This is a genomic window from Bacillus sp. XF8, from assembly GCF_017498755.1.
In the GTDB taxonomy this organism is placed as follows: domain Bacteria; phylum Bacillota; class Bacilli; order Bacillales; family Bacillaceae_G; genus Bacillus_A; species Bacillus_A bingmayongensis.
On sequence record NZ_JAGDQK010000023.1, the window covers coordinates 130,376 to 152,240 of the forward strand.

General features: G+C 35.8%; 17 protein-coding genes. 13 read left to right on the forward strand and 4 right to left on the reverse strand.

The window, feature by feature from the left end; genetic code table 11:
* The first annotated feature begins 358 nt into the window (after window positions 1-358).
* The 3 genes from J4P91_RS15775 (at window position 359) to J4P91_RS15785 (ending at window position 6,198) form a co-directional block, all read left to right on the forward strand.
* Entirely contained in the window at window positions 359-2,458 is a 2,100-nt protein-coding gene (locus J4P91_RS15775; RefSeq protein WP_207994882.1) for a vWA domain-containing protein, read from the forward strand.
* 176 nt (window positions 2,459-2,634) lie between these two features.
* On the forward strand, window positions 2,635-5,997 hold the full coding sequence (locus J4P91_RS15780) for a tubulin-like doman-containing protein (protein WP_207994883.1): 3,363 nt from the start codon (window positions 2,635-2,637) through the stop codon (window positions 5,995-5,997).
* A gap of 57 nt (window positions 5,998-6,054) precedes the next feature.
* A complete protein-coding gene (locus tag J4P91_RS15785) occupies window positions 6,055-6,198 on the forward strand; it encodes a hypothetical protein (RefSeq protein WP_017151495.1) in 144 nt (47 codons plus the stop codon).
* A 32-nt stretch (window positions 6,199-6,230) separates the two neighbouring features.
* On the opposite strand, the gene brnQ is transcribed toward J4P91_RS15785, so the two are convergent.
* Window positions 6,231-7,577, reverse strand: a complete 1,347-nt coding sequence (brnQ, locus tag J4P91_RS15790) for a branched-chain amino acid transport system II carrier protein (RefSeq protein ID WP_207994884.1) — start codon at window positions 7,575-7,577, stop codon at window positions 6,231-6,233.
* Between the two features lie 663 nt (window positions 7,578-8,240).
* Here brnQ and J4P91_RS15795 point away from each other — a divergent pair.
* From J4P91_RS15795 to J4P91_RS15815, 5 genes are all read left to right on the forward strand, one after another.
* On the forward strand, window positions 8,241-9,623 hold the full coding sequence (locus tag J4P91_RS15795; protein ID WP_207994885.1) for an amino acid permease: 1,383 nt from the start codon (window positions 8,241-8,243) through the stop codon (window positions 9,621-9,623).
* A 227-nt stretch (window positions 9,624-9,850) separates the two neighbouring features.
* Complete coding sequence (locus J4P91_RS15800) at window positions 9,851-10,105, forward strand: DUF1294 domain-containing protein (protein ID WP_207994886.1); 255 nt, start codon at window positions 9,851-9,853, stop codon at window positions 10,103-10,105.
* Window positions 10,106-10,326: 221 nt separating this feature from the next.
* Entirely contained in the window at window positions 10,327-11,268 is a 942-nt protein-coding gene (rarD, locus tag J4P91_RS15805) for an EamA family transporter RarD (protein WP_207994887.1), read from the forward strand.
* A 77-nt stretch (window positions 11,269-11,345) separates the two neighbouring features.
* Complete coding sequence (locus J4P91_RS15810; RefSeq protein ID WP_207994888.1) at window positions 11,346-11,771, forward strand: divergent PAP2 family protein; 426 nt, start codon at window positions 11,346-11,348, stop codon at window positions 11,769-11,771.
* A gap of 101 nt (window positions 11,772-11,872) precedes the next feature.
* Window positions 11,873-13,732, forward strand: coding sequence for a terpene cyclase/mutase family protein (locus J4P91_RS15815; protein ID WP_207994889.1), 1,860 nt, complete (start codon window positions 11,873-11,875; stop codon window positions 13,730-13,732).
* 83 nt (window positions 13,733-13,815) lie between these two features.
* Here J4P91_RS15815 and J4P91_RS15820 read toward each other — a convergent pair whose 3' ends face one another.
* Window positions 13,816-13,965: a YfhD family protein gene (locus J4P91_RS15820; RefSeq protein ID WP_017151502.1), complete on the reverse strand. Its 150-nt coding sequence runs from the start codon at window positions 13,963-13,965 to the stop codon at window positions 13,816-13,818.
* Window positions 13,966-14,097: 132 nt separating this feature from the next.
* Between J4P91_RS15820 and fabG the strand changes: the two genes are divergently transcribed.
* Window positions 14,098-14,838, forward strand: a complete 741-nt coding sequence (gene fabG, locus J4P91_RS15825; protein WP_207994890.1) for a 3-oxoacyl-ACP reductase FabG — start codon at window positions 14,098-14,100, stop codon at window positions 14,836-14,838.
* A gap of 70 nt (window positions 14,839-14,908) precedes the next feature.
* Here fabG and J4P91_RS15830 read toward each other — a convergent pair whose 3' ends face one another.
* Window positions 14,909-16,393, reverse strand: a complete 1,485-nt coding sequence (locus J4P91_RS15830; protein WP_017151504.1) for an aldehyde dehydrogenase family protein — start codon at window positions 16,391-16,393, stop codon at window positions 14,909-14,911.
* 274 nt (window positions 16,394-16,667) lie between these two features.
* Between J4P91_RS15830 and J4P91_RS15835 the strand changes: the two genes are divergently transcribed.
* A complete protein-coding gene (locus J4P91_RS15835) occupies window positions 16,668-16,946 on the forward strand; it encodes a YhdT family protein (RefSeq protein ID WP_017151505.1) in 279 nt (92 codons plus the stop codon).
* Between the two features lie 3 nt (window positions 16,947-16,949).
* Window positions 16,950-18,383: a sodium/pantothenate symporter gene (gene panF / locus J4P91_RS15840; protein ID WP_207994891.1), complete on the forward strand. Its 1,434-nt coding sequence runs from the start codon at window positions 16,950-16,952 to the stop codon at window positions 18,381-18,383.
* Between the two features lie 335 nt (window positions 18,384-18,718).
* Here the strand turns inward: panF and J4P91_RS15845 are convergent, their stop codons facing one another.
* Window positions 18,719-19,234: a DoxX family membrane protein gene (locus tag J4P91_RS15845; protein WP_207994892.1), complete on the reverse strand. Its 516-nt coding sequence runs from the start codon at window positions 19,232-19,234 to the stop codon at window positions 18,719-18,721.
* 250 nt (window positions 19,235-19,484) lie between these two features.
* Between J4P91_RS15845 and J4P91_RS15850 the strand changes: the two genes are divergently transcribed.
* Window positions 19,485-20,417: a nucleoside hydrolase gene (locus J4P91_RS15850; RefSeq protein WP_207994893.1), complete on the forward strand. Its 933-nt coding sequence runs from the start codon at window positions 19,485-19,487 to the stop codon at window positions 20,415-20,417.
* A gap of 119 nt (window positions 20,418-20,536) precedes the next feature.
* A complete protein-coding gene (locus J4P91_RS15855; protein ID WP_207994894.1) occupies window positions 20,537-21,646 on the forward strand; it encodes a serine hydrolase in 1,110 nt (369 codons plus the stop codon).
* Window positions 21,647-21,865 lie beyond the last annotated feature (219 nt).

Genomic DNA, 21,865 nt, shown 5'->3' on the forward strand with positions numbered 1-21,865 from the left:
ATTAAACAGTATAAACCTTTATCATAATAACCAAAGGCGAAATTGCTGAATACTTAAATAGAAAAGAATCAAACTTTTTTGTAAGAATTTTCTGCATGGAATGTATTAAGAGCCTGTTTTGATCATTTTCTTTTCAAAACAGGCTTTTTTATATTATAAAAAAACAAACGCTATAAGGCGTACAATCAATCAAAATTTACAAGAGGGTGGTCACCAGAATGGCTTTTTTATTTTAGTAATATTGTTTACATAACAAAATTATAGAAACTCGTTTATCCGAAAATACAAGTCATATATCTTGTTTCTTTTCATAAATTTAAACATAGGAATTTGTCTACAAAGGTGGCGAAGCCTCATCATGAAGATTCGAATCTGTGCCACATTCATCTTTTTTCTATTATTGTGTTTGAATCCTTTTTCAACTTTTGCAAAAGGAGAGGAGGCAAAAGAAAGGGTCGTTTCACTTGTATATGATGATTCTGGCAGCATGAGAAATAACGATCGCTGGAAGTATGCCAATTACGCTTTGCAGAGTTTAGTTGCATTATTAGATGAAAAAGATAGCTTTTCATATGTTCCAATGAGTCGTCCTACTGAAGCAATTAGCGTCGGCTTAACGAATGAAAAAAGGCAAACAGAAATTGATCAAATTGGAGCGTGGAAGAATTATTTAAATACGCCGTTTAGCGCAGTAGAGACCGCGATGCAATCTATTAAAAAGGAAGCAGACATAAATGGAAAACGTGAATTTTGGCTTATTGTATTAACTGACGGGGCATTTAATGAATTAGAAAAAGAAAAGACTGGCGGTAAAGAACAAATCACGCAGAAACTGGAACAATTTAAAAAAGAAATGGAAGCGAAAAAAATATCATTGCATCCAGTTTTAATAACAATGGAAGAAAACTTAGGACAGCAAGAACAACAACAAATGAATACGTTCAAAGAAATTTGGAAGCAAAAAATAAATGGTATCATCATGCCGACAAGTGGGGAAGATGGAGTCATTCAAAGTGTAAATCAAGCGGCTGCCTTGGTTGCGAATCGAGATCCATTTTCTTCTGTTGAATCTGTTGTGAAAACGACTATATCCGGTAACAAATTAGAGATTACTACGCCATTCCCATTAAAGCGAATGACCTTCGTACAACAATCTTCTAACGCATCACAATATCGGATAGAACAACTTTCTAAACCATTAGCAGTACAATCGTCCTTTTCGATTCACGCACCAGGAGAAGCAAAATTATATGGTGGTATTACTCATATTGGTGCTACGAACCATAAAGTAATTAACCCAGGGACATACAAATTAGAAATTGATAGAGATATTGTGAAAGAAGGATTGAAAGTACTTGTTGAACCAGCACTTGACTATACCGTTTCTACTTATGATAAAGAGGATAAAGCGAAAAAAAACGTTGAGAAAATGTATGAGGGAACGAAAGCAGTTATTGAAGCGAAACCGACAGATTTACCAATTCAATCTTCTTATTTCCAAGCAGAAATAGAACTAGATGGAAAGCTGTATCCAATGAAATGGGATAATAAAAGAAGCCTATTCTACTATGAGACACAAGTTGGAAAACAGCCAGTACGTGGGAAAGTTCATATGAATATAAAAGGGTTTTACAGACAAACGAGAGAGTTCCGAATTGAGCCGATGCCAAAGGAAAAATTATCTTTACAGGTCATAACGAAAGATTATGAAGAAAAGGTGACGAATTTAGAAAAGAGTAAACCATTTGTGTTGCAGCCATTACTGAATGGTGAACCACTGACAGAAGTGGAGGTAAAAAAGCTACTGCAATCTACTGGTGTTACATCTCATCAATCGATCAACTACGAACTGCGGCAACATGACAATCAAATTTATGTGTATCCTCGTCCTTACTACTCCGATACATTCAATTTTACAGATACCGGCACCATAGAAGCTACCATCACTATAAATGATTCAAGGTTACAAGAAGTGAAAAAAATGATTTCGTTTCATATTCAAAATGCACCATTCTGGGAACGTTATGCGCTAATTTTTCAATTTGTAATCCCGATTGCATTCCTACTTTTGCTGGTTGCGATTCTTATTTTAGGGTGGATTGTCCGGCCAAGGTTTCATCGGAAAGCAATGTTGTACTACGAATGGGATCAAGAAGTAGCGAAAGATTGGCTTTATCAATCTGAACCAGAATTACTAAGAAACAAATGGTGGAAACATTATTTTGGTATTCCATTTCGAGCAGAACGAAAGACGATACAATCCGTAACCTTTATAGCGAAAAAAGGTTCAAAGTCTATATTTGTAGCAAAGGAATCACAAGTGATCGGTATGATCATTGACGGTATGTTTATAACAGAGGAAGACGCTGGAAATGAGCATAAAACATTATATCCGAATGAAATTTTACTGATTGATCGTGGATATGGAAAAGAAATCTATCGATACGAATGCGAATAATAGAGGAAGTTCAAAAAGTCCGGTAAAGATAGCTGTCGTATTTCTTCGTGACGTTGCCAGTCCGGTACTCATGTAGTTTTCAGCTACACTCCGTATTCTGCTGGCGTCTGCGCCTTGAACTACTTGGCTCTCTTTATCTTCCTTTTGGAACACGCACTTATAGGAAGGTGGTTCACATGACATTACAAGTTCCCACAATTTTAATTGGTTTAGGTGGAATCGGTAGTACTGTTACACATCAAATATATGAAAAATTGCCAGAGGAACGACGTAAAAAGGTAGCAATGCATGTCTTTGATACAGATGTGAATACATTAAGTAAATTTGAGCATATTCGTAAGTTCAAGACACAAACTAGCTCTAGTAAAACACCGCGAGAATATATTGCGGGGGATCCGACGATTCCAGAATGGTTTCCGATGGACCCTACAATTCTGGATAAGCCATTAACAGAAGGAGCTGGCCAACTCCGTGTGATTTCACGCTTAGCCCTTCGGGCAGCGATGAAAGAAGATAAATTGACTGCTTTTTGGCAAGAAATCGAAAAGATTTTTCCTGTCACAAGTGATCAAACAGAGTATGGTGTTCGCGTTATTATCGTTACATCATTAGCTGGTGGTACCGGTTCAGGTATGTTCTTACAAATTGCATTGTATTTACGCGAAATGCTTCGAAAAAAATTACAACATCATAACATTTTAATACGGGGTGCATTTTTAATGCCAGATGCACTTGTTAAGACGCGCACCGTTAGTGCGAAAGAATTTGAAACTGTGCAGGCAAACGGTTACGCGTCATTAAAAGAGTTGCATGCAATTACACTTGGTTCAACAGGTGAATTATCAAAGCGGGGCGGTGTAACAATTGAACTAGAGTATCGTCCGGATCAAGTGGATGAAGACGGGAGAACGAATCATACAATTAAAGAACATCATTTACCATATAATTATTGTTTCTTATATGATTATGAAAATTTACATGGTCATCATTTACACAATTTATCAGATTACATGGAACAAATGACAAACACGATTTATTTACAGTTATTTAGTCCGATGTCCACAAGTCATTTTGCACAAGAAGATAATCAAATTCAGCAGTTGGCAGAATCGAATGGAAAAGCACGTTATTGCGGTGCTGGAACGGCAAAGCTCATTTATCCATATGAGCATGTTTTAAAATATTGTGCCTTGAAATGGGCTGTGCAAGGATTAGATGAATCATGGCTCCATTTAGATCAATTGTTTCAAGAGAAAAAACAGCGGTATGAGCAAGATGTTCGCCGTGGTATGCAGCGTGAAAAGCCAGAGCGGGGGAAAAGTTATTTAGAAGATTTAGAGCATCTTGCCACTCGTCCGGAGCAAGCGCATATTTTCTATAGACAAATGTATAATGAAACACGCGAAGGTGCAGAGGGAGGTAAGGTTGGCGTTGCGAAATCCAAGTTGTTTTTAGAAGCAGTTGAAAGTTATGTACAGCGTACTGTACAAAAAGACGAAGAGTTAAATAGGTTACAGCATGAATGTAAAATATATGCTGCGAAGCTCAAAATGATGGAGCAAATGAAGGGGGAAGTGGCGAGAGTTGATCATGCAGTTCGGTTATATGCATACGCGATTCCAAGTCGTGTACATGAACATGTGACGACGCTTTTGTATGACATGATAGAATCGGATCGATATGCACCTAGTGGTTCAGAAGGACAGTCATATCAACTAAATACGTGGTTTTTAAAGAAAACAGAAGCTGTTCATCCAGTGGCTGCTCGTTTTATGCTATATGAAATTCGGAAGCAATTAGTAGAGAAGATGAATCGCTTACATGAGAATAATGAACAGAAGCGTAATTTAATTCAAAACTACGATAAGAAATTTAATGTAAGTAATATTGATGGTACAGTAACAGCAGTGCGCCGCGTTGAACTGGCGCAGCAGCAAGGTTGGTTTGGAAAGATGTTCTACAATCAGCAGCGTACATTCCGGAAAGAATTTGAAGATATAGTCACGCAATATGTGCATAAGTTGAATGAATATCGTAAAGAAATGTTACTTGAACTCGTTTATCAATCCTTATATCAAGCAGTAAATAAAATGATCCAACATTGGGAAAGGTTCTTTGATAATTTACAAGAGACACGTGAAAATTTGCTGTTTGAAATTCAAAAACGAAGCAAAGAATTTGAAGGGAAAACAAATCCAACAAATGTATATGTATTAGCAGATGAAAAGCTACAAGAAAGAATATGGGAAGATATGCAGCAACATTTAAATTTAGGTGTGCTTCCCAAGGATATATCAGCGGAGATTTATATGAGCTTGTATGCGGAATATTGTCGTGATACACAAGCGGAAGAAAGTCAATCTAAGAAGGTAGAGGATTTTTATCGGGAGCACATTTTAACGTATTGCTATGCCGAACTTCAAGTGCGATATCGTGACAAACTAGAGCTTAATATTATTGAAGCATTGCGAAAAGAAGCGGATTTTAAAAAACGTGATCGTAATGAGTATGTGAGAGAAAAAATTGAAGACCTTTTCCATTTAGCAAGTCCATTTATTCCGAAAGTAGCCCATCATCGTGAGTTACAATATTGGGGAGTACATCCTTCACTAAAACAGGAACTACAAGAAGAACTATTGCAAGAAATGTTTCAAGAAAAAGATACAGTGAATGAAGCATTTTCACCATTTGAAGTAATTTGTTACCGAGCACATTATGGATTGTCGTTACAAGATTTTCCTAAGCTTTCATCTGGACATCTTGCAAATGGTTTTATGAATGATAAAGGTGACTATTTTCAGTCTTATTATCGCCGCGTGAATAAATTAAATATCAAAAAATCGAATTTAACACCACATTTAGATAAATATTGGCACTTACCAGCCTTTATGCCGGACTTAAATGCAACGCAGACCAAGTTAGATTATGATAAATGTAATCGTGCTCTTCTTTATGCATATATGTATCGGTGGATTAGTCTTGTTGCTGTCGATGGTCAATTTGTATATCAATACAATGGTGTAGGTCGCAGCTTTTTAATTCAGTCAATGGGAAAAAATATTTCAAGCGAAAGCTATAAATTGCATCGCGCATTGCTTCATAATCCGTTTATTTATGAAAATATTTTGTCACGTTTTGAAGAAGAGCAGGAAAAAGCAATGCTCCAAGGTGGGCATTTGTATACACAAGCCTTTGTGTTAGGTGCTCAAGATGTAAGATGGCTTCGCAAAGAGCATGTGCATAATATTTTAGATATCATTTTAATGTATGACCGTGAGGCAAAGTATGATCCAACGCTAGAAGAAACATCAGATGAATTATTGCGTTTACTTCTGGATGAGATAAGGCTGTATTTTCAAAGTTATTATGGTACAGGAGCTGAAATGGTGGCAAAGAAAGAAGCAGAGATGTTTGTAAGACAACTTTGGGACCGTTCATATGCGAAAGGTTATGTGGATCCCAATAGTGCACCTTATAAAAAATGGCAACATGTATTACATGTTCAAGATGAGGAACAAGACACAAAAACGAATGTATAGCATGAAGATAGGGAACCCTTAATTATGTCAATACTATTTTTGAAAAGAGGGGTTCAGATGCCGTTTTTAGGAAGCGTGTATCAAATATTTGGATTATATCCAGAGATTTATCATGCGATGATTTCGATGGAAATGCAGGAAGAAGAATTACGTAATGAGCATGTGGAAAAGAGCGATGTGGAAATAGAAATGGAAGATTAAAAAAGCCATGCAGATTTCATCTGCATGGCTTTTTAATGATTTGTTTTCGGGGAACTAGTAATGTATTTCATCCGGAATATATAAATGAAATAACCGATACATCCCCCAATAATTGCAGGACAAATCCAGCCTAAACCTGCATCGTATAAAGGGAGAATTTTAGAAAAAGTAACATTGATTACTTGAATAGGTATATTTGCTGCATTTAGTCCATCAAACAAACTAACGACAAAAGTTAGGAATAAGCTCCATTGATATACCTCTGTTCGTCCTTTAAAGATAGGGTGTAAAAATGTTAATACAATGAGCATAATTGCCAGTGGATATATTGCTGTAAGTACTGGTACAGAAATCGCAATTAATTCCGTTAATCCAAGGTTTGCAATAAATGTGCTAAAAACAGAAAGCATAACAGCAAATGTTTTATAAGATATTTTCGGGAATACTTTATGGAAGTATGAAGAGCATGATGTTACAAGCCCAACACTTGTTGTTAAGCAGGCGACAGTAATCATTAAGCCTAATAATAAGTTCCCCAAAGAACTAAAATAATAATTAGCTACTTTTGCTAATACTTCACCGCCATTTGTTAAATGTCCTAGTTTAGATACGCTAGCGGCTCCCATATAAGAGAGAGAAGTATAGACAATCGTTAATACAATTGCCGCAATACCAGCAGCCTTTGCGCAAACGCTCACTATTTCTTTTTTATCATAAGTACCCTTCTCTTTTATAGCATTGATAATAATAATGCCAAATACAAAAGATGCAAGTGTATCCATTGTTAAGTAGCCTTCTTGGAAACCCTTAAAAAAAGAATTGTTCACAAATTCTTTTACAGGTGCCTGAATAGGACCGATTGGTTGAACAAACGCTGCAACTACTAAAATCCCGATGAATGTAAGTTTGATAGGGGTTAAAAGTTTTCCAACAACATCTACAATTTTCGTTGGATTAAAGGAGAACCAACATGTAATACTAAAGAAAATGATTGTGAAAATAAGTAATGCAATCGTTTCTGTGCCGTTAGATAAAAATGGTTTTACACCTATTTCAAAAGAAACACTTCCAGCTCTAGGGAGTGCAAATAACGGGCCGATTGCTAAATAAAGAATAAAGGTGTACACAGCACTGAACCAAGGGTGAACACGATTCGCTAATGTTTGTAAATCATCGCTACCAGAAATGCCAAATGCTAGAACTCCTAATAAAGGAAGACCTACTCCTGTAATTAGAAATCCAGCAGTAGCCATCCACACATTATGCCCAGCTGCTTGTCCTAACATAGCTGGGAAAATTAAATTTCCAGCACCAAAAAACAGTGCAAATAACATAAGACCGATTACAAGGACACGAGAAAAGGGTGCTTTATTTGCCAACTTAAAACCTCCATTGAAATAATTCTTAAAAATACCATAATGTTACATAGAAAATTCTGAATTTTAAAATTGTTATATTCACAACGTTTTTTATTATACTAATATGAATTTTATATAGCAACAAAAAATTTATTTTTTTAAATTAATAATAAAAAATAAATTTATGATTTGAAACTTAAATCATGCAAATAATAGAGTTAAGATACAATCAAGTGACTATTGTTTTTATTTCACAAAAATAATTTTATTTATGAGATAGTTGAATGTATATGTATCTTGTAGGGGATAGTAAATGAAGTTTTAATATTAGAAAAATAAATCAAGAGATATACCTGGTGATGATTGGAATTTAAAGATTTTAGTTTGTGAAATAATACTCTTTGTTACATAATTATCCATTAGAAAAATGAGTGGTCTTATTATTGACAATTGAATTAATTATATGATAAATTCAATCCTGTTTCGTAGTGATGCATCATTTGAAAGAATATCATATAGATAATTTTTAATGTATATTTTAAATTTTCTGTATTTTTAAAAACATCAAGTCTAGAAATAAGTGAAATTTATAGTTATTGAAAAATAATAATTATAAAAACTCGAAAACGGAATAGAAGAGGTTGTACTTAGTAAGGGATTATATTGAAAACGAGGTTTTTACTAATGAGTCTACTAATTAAAAAGGAAATGAATGAAGAAAAGAAAAGAGTATTGAACCAAACGTTAGGAGCATTTGACTTAACTCTTTTAGGAATCGGGGCAATTATTGGAACTGGTATTTTTGTATTAACAGGTATTGTGGCAGCGAAACATGCTGGCCCAGCAATTGTTCTATCTTTCGTATTGGCTGCAATCGTTTGTGCCTGTGTGGCATTTTGTTATGCTGAATTTGCTTCTACTGTTCCAGTATCCGGTAGTGTATATTCTTACACATATATTACGTTAGGAGAAATTTTTGCTTTTATAGTTGGTTGGTGTGTCATGTTAGAGTATTTATTAGCAACCTCTGCGGTAGCAGCTGGATGGTCCGCTTATTTTCAATCATTACTTTTAGGATTTCATATTAAGATTCCTGCTCTTTTTGCTTCGGCACCGGGCATGGGAAAAGGTGGAATCATTGATTTACCTGCAGTTTTTATTATTTTAGTTGTTACATTTTTATTAAGTCGTGGTGCGAAAGAAAGTGCCCGTATTAACAATATAATGGTTATTATTAAAATTGCTGTTATTTTAGGGTTTATTATTGTAGGTGGACAATATGTAAAACCAGAGAACTGGCAACCATTTCTTCCGTTTGGATTTCACGGTGTTATTGGCGGGGCGGCTACTGTATTTTTTGCCTTTTTAGGTTTTGATGCAGTAGCTACAGCAGCTGAAGAAGTAAAACGCCCGCAACGCAATGTCCCAATCGGTCTTCTTGTATCGTTATGTATTTGTACAATTCTTTATATTGGTGTTTCGTTTATTTTAACAGGAATGATACCATTTACTGAATTGAATGTAGCTGATCCAGTTGCATATGCATTACGTGCTGTAGGAGAGGATAAAATTGCAGGTTTGTTATCAGTAGGAGCCATTGCTGGTTTAACTACAGTTCTTTTAGTAGCGATGTTTGCTTTTATACGGGTATCTTATTCAATGAGTCGCGATGGATTACTTCCAAAGAAGCTTTCAAGTGTGCATAAACGTTTTCAAACACCATTCCTTAATACATGGATTACAGGAATTCTCGCAGCACTTTTAGCTGGACTTGTAGATTTGAATTTATTGGCGAATTTAGTGAATATGGGAACGATAACAGCTTTTATATTTGTATCTATTGCTGTAATTGTACTGCGTAAAACAAAACCAAATATTGAAAGACCATTTCGTGCACCATTGGTTCCTTTTTTACCAATAATGTCAATAATAAGTTGTATGTATTTAGCTTTAAACCTTTCTCAAGTAACTTTAATCAGTTTTATGGTTTGGATTATGATAGGTATTTTCGTTTATTTTGTGTATGCTAAAAAACATAGCAATGTAAGAAAAGGAAATAGCGCATAAAGTGTAACAATCATCCCCTAAGACTGGTTGTTAGCTTTCATCAATTTCAGTTTTTACTGTACGCGAATAATGGGATAAGTAATTGAAATAACAGCTGTAGGCTGAAAAGATAACTTGTTTACAAGTTATCTTTTCAGCCTACAGCGATTTTTTATTTGTATAAAAATAAAATTGCTATTATTGTAGAAAGGATTAAATGAAAAAAGAAAGCGATGTGAGAATTAATAATGTTCGTAAAATGTATGTATATAATATGTATTAGTGTTATTGCTTTTTCGATGATGGGGCTTGATAAACGTAAAGCAGTGAAAAAACAATGGCGTACCCCTGAGAGTACATTGTTTTTAGTGTCTGCAGCAGGAGGAGCAATCGGAACGTGGATTGGAATGTATGTTTTTCACCATAAAACTCATAAAAATAAATTTAAAAGGGGTATACCACTTCTTGTTGCTATAACTTCATATGCTATATGGGTGATTTAGGTTTAGTTGATTAATTAAAGTGGGTGCTACAAATTAGGTTTCTATGAGGATTCTACAAGGAATTTAGCTGTTTTTACTAGGTTCCGAAGTATGTAATATAAAATAATTGAGTTTTTTGGAAAGGGAATTATATTGTCGAAAAAGATAGGAAGAGAATATTTGTAAAGATTTAAAGATACACCTTATAATGAAGAGAAAAAGAGAAGAGGAGAACAAGGAAGATGGAGAGTCAAACAGCACTGCAAAGAAAAGGGGTATTATATGCGGCTGGTGCTTATATGATGTGGGGAGTTCTTCCTGTTTACTGGAAATGGGTGGGGGAAGTTCCTGCAGAAGAAATATTAGCACATCGTATTGTTTGGGCGTTTGTTTTTATGTTACTGATTTTGGGGATATCAAAGCGATTGGGGAAATTTTTTAGTGAACTTGTGAGCCTTTTTAAACGACCTAAATTATTAATTTCGTTAACAATTGCTTCCATTTTAATTAGTGGGAATTGGTTTGTGTACATATGGGCTGTAAATCAGAATCATATCATTGAAGCGAGTCTTGGTTATTATATTAATCCACTTGTAAGTATTTTACTTGGTACAGTTTTTTTGAAAGAAAAACTTAACTTTTGGCAATATGTTGCAGTTGGTTTAGCAGGAATAGGCGTTATTATTTTAACGTTTCGATATGGTTCGATTCCGTGGATTGCTCTTTCACTGGCGTTTACATTTGGATTATATGGGTTAACAAAAAAATTACTGAATTATGATGCAATGATAGGTCTTACGATGGAAACAATGATTGTGACGCCACTTGCGGTTATTTACTTGATTATGACTGGTGAGCATGGTTTTGGTTCATTTGGTTCTATTTCAAGTGCTTCAACGTTACTGTTAATGGGAGCAGGGATTGTGACGGCATTGCCGCTTTTTTATTTTGCAAAAGGAGCACAACTTATTCCGCTCTATATGATCGGTTTTTTACAATATATTGCACCGACCATCAATCTAATTTTAGGTGTCTTTATTTTCCATGAGCATTTTACATCGGCTCATACGACAGCATTTTTCTTTATTTGGATTGCATTATTAGTATTTTCAATGGCAAAAACAAAGTTTTTACTACGGAAGCAACCTAAATTTCTTAAAAATAAATCAGCAAAAGTATCATAAAGCGTAGTATTTTCTACGCTTTTTTCTTTATACTTATAGTATAGAATTTCCATTACAGTCAGTAGGGAGCTGAAAATATGGAAACAATTTTACATAATGATCCACTTATGGCGGCTGTACTTGCCTGGTTTTTGGCACAGTTAACGAAAGTCATTTTTAAATTAGTAAAGATGAGAGAATTTGATTTTGCACAGTTTTTTGCTTCTGGTGGAATGCCAAGCTCTCATTCTTCAACGGTTACAGCGTTAGCAACAGGTGTTGGAATGGTGGAAGGGATAACGAGTGCAGTATTTGCTGTCGCGGCTATTTTTGCCATTATTGTCATGTATGATGCTTCAGGGGTAAGGCTTGCAGTAAGTAAGCAGGCAAAGATTTTAAATGATTTTTTTCACGGTAGACAAACGGAATATAAAAAATTAAATGAACTTGTCGGACATACACCTTATCAAGTTGTTGTTGGAGCTATTTTAGGAATTGTGGTTGGAGTTGGATATTGTTTATGAGCAGAACGTGTATCTTTACATGTTCTGCTTTTATTTGTTTTACACATAATTGTTTATCAAACGGAATATCGTATACGGATTTAGAAAGGGGGGTGAAGAGAGTGTTATTATATGAAAAAGTGTGTGAGGAAGTTAATCGGAAAATTACTGCACTGCAAACCATGCAACAGCAAGACGGAACATGGCGATTTTGTTTTGAGGGATCACCATTAACAGATTGCCATATGATTTTTTTACTCAGATTATTAGGTCAAGATAAAGAAATAGAGCCATTTGTGGCAAGACTTGCATCTCTTCAAACAAATGAAGGAACTTGGAAGTTATACGAAGATGAGCCTGTTGGTAACTTGTCCACTACAATTCAGGCATATGCGGCTTTACTTGCCTCTAGAAAGTATACGAAAGAAGATATAAATATGAAACGAGCTGAAGCGTTTATTCGTGAACGGGGTGGGATCGCACGTGCTCACTTTATGACAAAGTTTTTATTAGCGCTTCACGGGGGATATGAATATCCCTCATTATTTCACTTTCCAACCCCAATCTTATTTTTACCCGAAGATTCCCCGCTCAGTATATTTGAGCTAAGTAGTTCTGCACGTATTCATCTAATTCCGATGATGATTTGTATGAATAAACGATTTGCCGTGTCAAAAATCATACTTCCTAATTTAGATCATATTTCAGGAGGGAGTAAGACGCAGTGGTTCCGTGAAGAACGTTCCCCATTTTTTCAAACGTTACTTAGAGATGTGAAAAAATTTTTATCGTATCCTTTATCTCTACATCATAAAGGATATAAGGAAGCAGAGCGTTTTATGATCGAACGAATTGATACAAATGGAACCTTATACAGTTATGCGAGTGCTACATTTTATATGATTTATGCATTGCTTGCGCTTGGATATTCGATTCAGTCTCCGCTTATTTCAAATGCAGTATTAGGACTGAAATCTTATATATGGAATATGAACAAGGGGGTACATCTTCAAAATTCCCCATCTACAGTGTGGGACACAGCTTTATTAAGCTATTCGTTGCAAGAAGGGGGGGTACCATATGATAATCAAATGATTCAAAAAACGACAGATTATTTACTACAAAAACAGCATAAAGAGAAAAAAGATTGGAGTGTGCATGCCCCATCACTTGACCCTGGAGGTTGGGGATTTTCAAATATTAATACGACAATTCCTGACATTGATGATACGACAGCTGCCCTGAGAGCGTTAGCACGAAGTCGAGAGGGAAATCAAAGGGTAGAAGAATCGTGGGAAAAGGGAATCGAATGGGTAAAGGGATTACAAAATAACGATGGAGGTTGGGGAGCTTTTGAAAGAGGTGTCACAAGTAGTTTTCTGACCCATTTCCCCCTTGATAACGCAGGTGATATGATTACAGATCCATCTACGCCAGATATTACAGGCAGAGTATTGGAGTTTTTTGGAACATATACTCCGCATGAATTAAAAGATGATCAAAAAAATCGAGCAATCAGATGGTTAATAAATGCACAGGAGAAGAATGGATCGTGGTATGGAAAATGGGGTGTAAGTTATATATATGGTACTTGGGCAGCCCTCACAGGTTTACGCGCTGTAGGAGTTCCATTTAATCATCCCGCTTTACAAAAAGCAGCTACATGGTTAGAGAGTATTCAACATAGCGATGGAGGTTGGGGTGAATCTTGCAGGAGTAGTATAGAAAAGCACTTTATTTCGTTACCTTTTAGTACACCATCACAAACAGCATGGGCACTCGATGCACTTATTGCTTTTTACGATAAGGAAACGCCTGTTATTCAAAAAGGGATTTCTTATTTACTTTCACATCCAACTCGGAATCAAGATTATCCTACAGGTATAGGATTACCAGATGGATTTTATATTCGCTACCATAGTTACCCTCATATATTTCCATTCCTTACTTTTGCACATTATGTCAAAAAATATATGAAATAAACCGAGAAATCATCTCGGTTTATTTCATTTTTTATGGGTAGTAGTAGGTCCCAATTGAAAAAGGATAAGGGCGAGATAGCACCTTATTTTTGTTCAGACTGGCGTTTTTGACGTGCATCGGCGGCGTCAGCACGTGCGTTTGCTTCTAAGTCATCGTGATCAGCGAGTTCACGAGAGAATTCTACATCGATGCCATCAGAAGTTTTATTTCGTCCTAGGTTCTTTTTGTTCATTCGACACAATCTCCTTGTGTTTATGCTATGTTGCAAGTTTAGTTTGACACAAATAGACTTTTTTATACAAAAAGGATTTAGAAAGCGCAGAGCCGAAATATACAGTATAAGTAATAGAAATGGGGGAGAGTAATGGAATTTTTAAATGGGAAAACAGCTGTCGTAACAGGAGCTGCACAAGGGATAGGGAAAGAAATTGCTTGTACTTTTGCAAAATTAGGTGCAAAGGTACTAATCAGTGATGTAAATGAGGAGAAATTAAAAGAAACAGCAAAAGAATTTTTGGATCAAGGATATGATGTAAGCTTATATGCATGTAATGTGAGTAATCAAAACGAAGCGAAATCATTAATTGAATATGCGGTTCAAACATTCGGTGGGATACATATTTTAGTTAATAATGCTGGAATTACAAGAGATGCGATGTTACATAAAATGGAGAAATCAGCTTGGGAGCAAGTAATGCAGGTGAATTTAACAGGTGTATTTTATTGTATGCAACCGGCACTTCTTTATATGAGGCAGCAGCAATTTGGACGTATCATCAATATCTCTTCTATTAGTAGGCAAGGAAATATTGGGCAAGCGAATTATGCTGCAACGAAAGCGGGTGTCATTGGATTAACAAAAACGGCAGCAAAAGAAGTGGGTGGATTTGGTATTACTTGTAATGCCATTTGTCCCGGTTTTATGGATACAGATATGACAAAAACAATACCAGATAAAGTGAAAGAGAAGATGGTTAGTGCAATTCCAGTTGGACGAATTGGAACGCCGCAAGATATCGCAAATGCAGCAGCCTTTTTAGCTTCAGAGTATGCTTCATATATTACAGGAGAGGTTCTAAATGTTAGTGGTGGGCTGCAAGTGTAAGGCAGGGGAATTGCTACTTTATTCTTCAAAATGTGGAAAGAGCCTGACTTCAAAAGCCAGGCTCTTTTAGTTAGTTCAGGTTCACCCAAACACTCTTCACTTCTGTATAGTTGTTTAATGCATAGGATCCCATTTCGCGACCAAGACCAGATTGTTTAAATCCACCAAATGGAGAAGCAGCATCAAATACGTTATAACAGTTTACCCAAACTGTACCAGCTCGTACTTTACTTGCAATATAGTGAGCATTTTTTACATTTTCTGTCCATACCCCAGCGGCTAAACCAAAAGATGATTTGTTTGCACGTTCAATTACTTCATCAATATCATTAAACGGCAACGCGGAGATAACAGGACCGAAAATTTCTTCTTTGGCAATTGTCATTTCATCATTTACATCTGCGAATACTGTTGGGGCAACGAAATACCCTTCTTCAAACGGTTTATTTCCACCACAAAGTACTTCCGCACCTTCTTCAATTCCTTTTTCGATGTATCCCATTACACGTTTTTGTTGTTCTTCAGAAACAAGAGGTCCAATTGTAGTTTGAGGATCTAGGCCTGCACCTTGTGTTAATTTCTTTGAGTAAAGAACAAGGTCAGCCATAACGTTATCATACATTTTCTTTGGAATAAATAAACGTGACCCAGCGCAGCATACTTGGCCTTGGTTAAACATAACGCCAGAAAGGGCTGCTGGAATTGCACGAGATAAATCAGCATCTGGTAGGATAATATTTGGTGATTTACCACCAAGTTCTAGCGTAACGCGTTTCAATGTTTCAGATGCTTGTCTCATAATTTGTTTACCAACAGGGGTCGAACCTGTAAATGCAATTTTATCAACGAGAGGATGATTGACAAGAGCTTGTCCAGCTGTTTCACCGAATCCTGGTACGATGTTAACAACACCTTTTGGGAATCCAGCTTCTTCAAATAATTCAGCTAAGTATAGAGCGGAAAGAGGTGTTTGTTCTGCTGGCTTCAACACGATTGTACAACCAGTTGCAAGAGCAGCCCCCATTTTCCACATTGCCATTAGAAGAGGGAAGTTCCATGGAATAATTTGACCAACAACACCAACAGCTTCATGGCGTGTATAGTTAAAATATTCACCGGAGACTGGGATTGTTTGACCGACAATTTTTGTAGCCCAGCCAGCGTAATAACGCATATGTTCAATTGCAAGTGGAATGTCTGCTGCTAACGTTTCACGGATTGGTTTTCCGTTGTCTAATGTTTCTAGTTGTGCTAGTTCTTCTTTATGCTCTTCCATTAAGTCTGCAAGTTTGTACATAAGACGGCTTCGTTCAGCGCCGCTAATACGTGACCAAGGACCTTCATCGAAGGCTTGTCTTGCAGCCATTACTGCTTTATGAATATCTTCGCGACCAGCTTCGGAAACGATAGCAAGTGTTTCACCAGTTGCTGGGTTAGGAGTTTTAAACGTCTTACCGGAAGCGCTTTCGATGAACGCTCCATTTACATATAATTTTTTTGTTCCTTGAAGAAACTTCTCTACTTTTTCATGAAGATTTACAGCTAGTTGACTCATTGTATAACCCCCTTGAAAATATAATGTAAACGCAGTACGAGACGGCGTTTATTCCTGTAACAGGGTTGTAAAGAAACTAGGTGAAAGACCTCTAATTTTAATCATAAATAATAAAGACTGAAAATTCAAATTTCATTTGCGTTACAATTGTAAAAATTATGTAATAAATAACTGCATTCTACATGATTATAAAAATTTCTGTGCGTTTTTGTTTTCTAGTAGGAAAAACTAGAAAAACAATGGTACAATTATACCTCGTGAGAGGAGGGGAAAAATGAAGAATCATCATGATGATCCACGTTTTCGAATTGCCCATAGAGAAGCGTTAATTGGTCTTGGACTCGCTTTTATTAATTTTATAATATGGTATGGATTTGCTTATGGGCTTGGTAGTAAGGATCCAAGTGAGTATACATATGTATTAGGTTTTCCAGCATGGTTTTTTTATAGCTGTATAGTTGGATTTGTTGTAATGGTTATCCTTCTTATTTTAGTTGTACGTTTTGTATTTCAAGATATTTCGCTCGATGAGGAAGAAAAAAGTGAGGAATGATAAATGAATTGGTACGTAATAATTCCAATGATAATTTCTTTTATCATTGTATTTTTAATTGGTGTATATGCATCAAGGCGTGTACAAGCGACGGCTCATAATAAATTTTTACAAGAATACTTTCTTGGAGGCCGTGAGCTTGGCGGTCTATTATTAGCTATGACAATGATTGCTACGTACGGTAGTGCGAGTAGTTTTATCGGTGGACCTGGTATTGCATATAATATGGGGCTTGGATGGGTATTATTGTCAGCGATCCAGGTTGTAACGGGTTACATCGTCTTGACAGTAATTGGTAAAAAATTTGCGATCATTGCAAGAAAGATGGAAGCAATTACGCTTATTGATTATTTAAAGGGAAGATATAATCATAAAGCAGTGGTCATTCTTTCAGCATTATGTATTATTATCTTTTTATTTTCAGCAACAGTTGCCCAGTGGGTTGGAGGCGGAAGGTTAATTGAATCGTTAACAGGTCTTTCGTATACAACGTCTTTATTTCTTTTTACATTTTCTGTACTTGTATATGTTTTAATTGGTGGATTTCGAGCAGTTGCTTTATCTGACACATTACTCGGCATTATTATGTTGGCGGGTACGACAATTATTTTAATTGCAACGGTGATTGCTGGTGGCGGAATTGAAAAGATCATGCAAGAACTCGTTCAAATTAATCCCAATTTAATTACACCGTTTGGAGCGGATGGTAGTTTAACGAAAACGTATGTGACGTCATTTTGGATATTAATTGGTGTTGGTGTTGTTGGATTGCCGCAAATTAGTGTGCGCGCGATGTCTTATAAAAATTCAAAAGCAATGCATCAAGCGTTAATTATCGGAACAATTGTTGTCGGTACAATTATGATTGGTATGCACTTAACGGGTGTGTTTGCTCGTGTAGTACTTCCAGGCATAAATGTACCTGACAAAGTGATGCCACTTCTTGCGATGGAAGTATTACCACCTTGGCTTGCGGGGATCTTTCTCGCTGCACCAATGGCGGCCATTATGTCTACTGTAAACTCACTATTATTACTTGTGAGTTCATCAATCATTAAAGATATATATGTGAACTATATCAATGAAAAGGCTACGGACACGATTATCAAAAAAGGAAGCTTGTGGATTACTGGAATCGTCGGTTTACTCGTGTATGCAGCAGCTATTAAACCACCGGATTTTTTAATTTGGTTAAATTTATTTTCTTTTGGCGGATTAGAAGCAGCATTTATTTGGCCTATTGTTTTAGGACTATATTGGAAGAAGGGAAATGCAACTGGTGCACTCGCTTCAATTCTCGTTGGTGTTGGTTCTTATATGATATTTCACCTTTGTTTCCCAAAACCGTTTGATCTGCATACAGTCGTGTTTCCAATTTGTTTTGCTTTCATTGCGTATATAATAGGTAGTATACTAACGTCAAATAAAGTAGCGTAAAGATATAGATTTGAATAAAATATACAAATTAGATATGTTCAATAGTTTTTAATCAATGATTGAAAAAGATGTTTGGATTAGAGTAGAAGAGTTTATGCTCTAACCAAATAAAGTGAAACTTTAATCAGTGGGGGTTTTCTTCATTCTCCACTGATTATTAGCCCTCACGAATCGGGCTTTTACGGGCAGTTGATCTCCCACCTAACTTCTTTGCTTTCGCTGAACTTTGAGGTAGGGGTCTTACTGCCCGTTAATGCGGGATAAATTTGTTATATAAAAAGTAGAGCTCTAATAGATTTCAATAAGAGCTCTACTTTTTATAATAAAAAATCTATTTATGATGCACATTTACGTGTAGGATAGGTTGGACAGTTAGTTTTGTTTTTATGGAAAAGCTTTTGAAAAACAAATCCGTCTAAACCGACGCGTCCGGCATTATGGCCTGCTACTAAAATAAGTATAGATAATAGCATCATATTTGGATTCGTACTCACTGTTCCACTTAATAGAAAAGCAGTGTTCATGATAACCCCGAAAAATGCAGCAGTTTTAGTAAGCCCTCCAAAAAGAAGCCCAAGCCCGACTAAAATTTCACCCCATTGTACGAGAAAGCTAAATAAATCAGCATGTGGAAGAGCAAAATGTTGTAGAAAATCAGCCCACCAACCTTGTACAGCTGGATGATCTCCACTCGCTTTCGCAATGGCACCTTTTAAAAATCCACTTGCGTTAAATGGCTGGCCGAAAAGCTTCCCTAATCCAGCAGATAACCAGGCATACCCTAAATATAAGCGAAGAGGTAATAGAATAAATAATGCTTTTTTGTCATTACGTAAAAAATCAATAAACATAATAAATTCCTCCGATACATAATAAAATGTATTTACAAGTTTATTATGTATTTTTGTGAATCGAATCACAATGAACGAAGTTTGAACAAATGGTTCCATCGAATGATTTTTTTGAATAATTCATTATTTGTTCAAAAAGCAGTGTGCAAATAATGCGTAATTATTATTTGGGGTGTTTATGCTCTAAAAAATAGCTAACATGTATTTTCGTTTATACCATAATAAGAGGTGAAGGGATGGAGGGAGTGCCATGAAAAAGGTGCTTTTTTTGGGGGATCCTGGTATTGATGATTCTTTAGCCATTATGTACGGGCTGTTACATCCTGAGATTGAAATTGTTGGGATTGTAACTGGATATGGAAATGTAACACAAGAGCAAGCAACGAGCAATGCAGCGTATTTAATGCAACTAGCAGGTAGAGAAGATATACCGATTATTAATGGAGCGAAAATGCCGTTGTCGGGTGAATTTACAACATATTATCCTGAAATTCATGGAGCGGAAGGTTTAGGACCAATTCGTCCTCCAAAAACCATTCAACCAAATATTAAATCGTTTTGCACAATTTTTGACATTATTAAGCGTCACAAAAAAGAAATTATTATTGTTGATGCAGGGAGATCGACAAGTTTAGCAATGGCATTCATATTAGGAAGAGATATAATGAAAGATGTAAAAGAGTATTATTGTATGGGTGGTGCTTTCCTTATTCCAGGGAATGTTACGCCTATAGCAGAGGCGAATTTTCATGGTGATGCACTTGCTGCAAATTTAGTCATGCAGTATGCAAAAAACGTAACATTAATCCCTCTAAATGTTACAAGTGAATCAATCGTTACACCTGAAACTGTAAAATATATAAAAAAACATTCACAAACTGCATTTAACAAATTAATTGAACCTATATTTCAATATTATTATAAGGCATATAAGAAAATAAATCCGAAAATTACCGGAAGCCCCATTCATGATGTTGTTACGATGATGGCAGTTGTGAATCCTTCTATGATTGAATATGTATACCGGAAAGTAGATGTGGACTTAGAAGGTAGTGCAAAGGGCGAAAGTATTGCTGATTTCCGGCCGCAACCTGATGCAACAGCTCTTAAAAATTGGATGAGAATTGGATGGAAATTAAATTATAAGAAGTTTGTTGAAAACTTTGTTCGAATTATGACATAGACATAATAGGAGAGTGCAAGTTACAATGATAGAGACGATTATTTAGATAATCGTCTCTATTGTTTTGTTTATAACTGTATATAATAGATAAAAGATATAAATTAGGAGAGGGAATTCACTTGAGAAAAGTTATAATATGTGCGGGAATCATTGGTGTATTCATAGTGCTTATATCCGGTAACTTTTTAGTGAAAAAAGTTTGGAGTTCTAATAATGATGATGCTGAATATATTGCTTCATTTGTTGAAGAACATAAAGAAGAAAAAAATAGTGCCTTACTTATAAAAAGAAATGATAAAGTTGTTTATTCTGTAAATACAAATGTTGTGTTACCAGTTGCCAGCACGATGAAATTAATTGTCGCATTTGAATTTACGAAACAAGTTGTAGACGGAAGAATTGATCCAAATAGTTATGTGTCAATTGATGATGTAAATCGTTATTATGTTCCAAATACAGATGGTGGTGCGCAGAATCGTTGGCAAAAGTATTTAATAAGAACTGGAAAAATGGATGAAAATGCAGTTTCTTTAGAAGAAGTTGCGAAAGGGATGGTGAAGTTTAGTTCAAATGCAAATACAGAATATTTAATGGATCGACTTGGACTAGATTATATTAATCAAAATTTACAAAACCTATTACTTCCTTCACATCAACCGTTATTTCCTATCGTTTCTGCTCTATACATTCCGGGATATTTGCATAAGGAATTGCATATTCCCAAATATAAATTAGAGAAAAAGCTAAAAGAAATGTCTTCAGAAGAATATCGTCGCTATGCCATGTTAATACATGAGCGGTTAAAAGAGAAAGGGCCATTATTACAAAAAGAAATTCCACTCTATTTAGAAGAAAAATATGAAAAAATATGGTCAAATAAGTTGCCAGCTGCATCTGCGAATGATTATATGGTGCTTCTAGAAAAAGCGAATCATAAAAAAGGATTTACAAAAGCTGAAGAAAAAGAGTGGGCAAATCTCGTTGAAACGGACATGAAAGCAAAGAAGTATCGTAAGACATTCAGACATGCAGGGCAAAAAAATGGTTATACACCATGGACGTTAACAAAAGCTGTTTATGCTACTGATAAACTTGGGAATTGTACAGAAATCGTGTTTTTAGCAAACCAATTGGATGAAGATGATAGTGCAGAGCTTCGTAAGCACTTGCGGAATTTACATTTCCAGGTGCTACAAAGTGAAAAATATGATGCAACTGTTATTAAATAAACCCGATGCGTGAAGCATCGGGTTTTATTTTTATCCCGCTATTTGCGGGCAGTAATACTCCCACTTCAAAATTCGGTGGAAGCAAAGAAGTGAGGTTGGAGATAAACTGCCCGTAAAAGCCCGATTGGTGAGGGCTGATAATCAGTAGGAATGAAGAAAACCCCACTGATTAAAGTTTCACTTTATACAAGCACCTTTTCAGAAGCTCAGGGTATGATG